The organism is Pseudarthrobacter sp. CCNWLW217 (assembly GCF_037203985.1).
In the GTDB taxonomy this organism is placed as follows: Bacteria; Actinomycetota; Actinomycetes; order Actinomycetales; family Micrococcaceae; genus Arthrobacter.
Map to the genome: position 1 here is coordinate 1 of NZ_JBBCBT010000045.1, position 1,459 is coordinate 1,459.

Annotated in this window: 1 protein-coding gene; it reads left to right on the top strand. The window is 64.6% G+C overall.

The window, feature by feature from the left end:
• The coding region (locus tag V9L18_RS21950) for an amino acid permease (protein WP_337349261.1) at positions 1-1,459 on the top strand (1,459 nt) is incomplete at both ends.

Below are 1,459 nucleotides of genomic sequence, written 5' to 3' on the forward strand. Positions count from 1 at the left end.
TCGACGGCGGGCATGCGCATGCCAGTGAGTCGGCGTTGCATGCGGAGGATAAGGGTTATCACAAGAACCTCAAGCCCCGGCAGATCCAGATGATCGCGATTGGCGGTGCGATCGGGACCGGGTTGTTCCTTGGTGCGGGCGGCCGGTTGAACGCCGCGGGCCCGTCGCTGGTCATCGCTTACGCCGTGTGCGGGTTCTTCGCGTTCCTGATCCTGCGGGCGTTGGGCGAACTGGTCCTGCACCGGCCTTCCTCGGGCTCGTTCGTGTCCTACGCGAGGGAGTTCTTCGGTGAGAAGGCCGCGTTCGTCTCGGGCTGGTTCTACTGGATCAACTGGGCCACGACCACCATCGTGGACATCACCGCCGCGGCCCTGTACATGAACTTCTTCGGCAACTACATCCCCTGGATGGCGGCCGTCCCGCAGTGGGCCTGGGCGCTGATCGCCCTGGTCGTGGTCCTGGCCCTGAACCTGGTCTCGGTCAAGGTCTTTGGCGAGATGGAATTCTGGTTCGCCCTGATCAAGGTCGCGGCCCTGGTCATCTTCCTGGTCGTGGGCACCTACTTCGTCATCTTCGGCACCCCCGTGGACGGCCAGCAGGTGGGCCTGAGCCTGCTCTCCGATAACGGCGGGATCTTCCCCAACGGCCTGCTGCCCATGATCATCCTGATGCAGGGCGTCCTATTCGCCTACGCCTCCATCGAACTGGTCGGCACCGCCGCCGGCGAGACCGAAAACCCGGAAAAGATCATGCCCAAGGCCATCAACTCCGTGGTCTTCCGCATCGCCGTGTTCTACGTCGGCTCCGTGATCCTGCTGGCCCTGCTGCTGCCCTACACCTCCTACGAAAAGGGCGTCAGCCCGTTCGTGACGTTCTTCGGCTCCATCGGCATCCAGGGCGTGGACGTCATCATGAACCTCGTGGTCCTCACCGCCGCCCTGTCCTCCCTGAACGCCGGCCTGTACTCCACCGGCCGGATCCTGCGCTCCATGTCCGTGAACGGCTCCGCCCCCAAGTTCGCCTCCCGCATGAACAAAGCAGGCGTCCCCTACGGCGGGATCGCCATCACCGCCGGGGTGTCCCTCCTGGGAGTCCCGCTGAACTACCTCGTCCCGGCCCAGGCCTTCGAAATCGTCCTCAACGTCGCCTCCGTAGGCATCATCATGACCTGGGCCACCATCGTCCTGTGCCAGATCCAGCTCAAACGCTGGGCCGACAAAGGCTGGCTGACCCGCCCCTCCTTCCGGATGTTCGGCGCCCCCTACACCGGCTACCTCTCCCTGCTCTTCCTGATCAGCGTCCTGATCATGGTCTTCATCGACTCACCCCTGACCATGCTCGTCACCGCCATCGCCTCCGCCCTCATGGTCGCCGGCTGGTACGCCTGCCGCAACCGCATCCGCGAAATCGCCGAAACCCGCGACGGCTTCACCGGCACCGCCCCCGTCATCGCCAACCC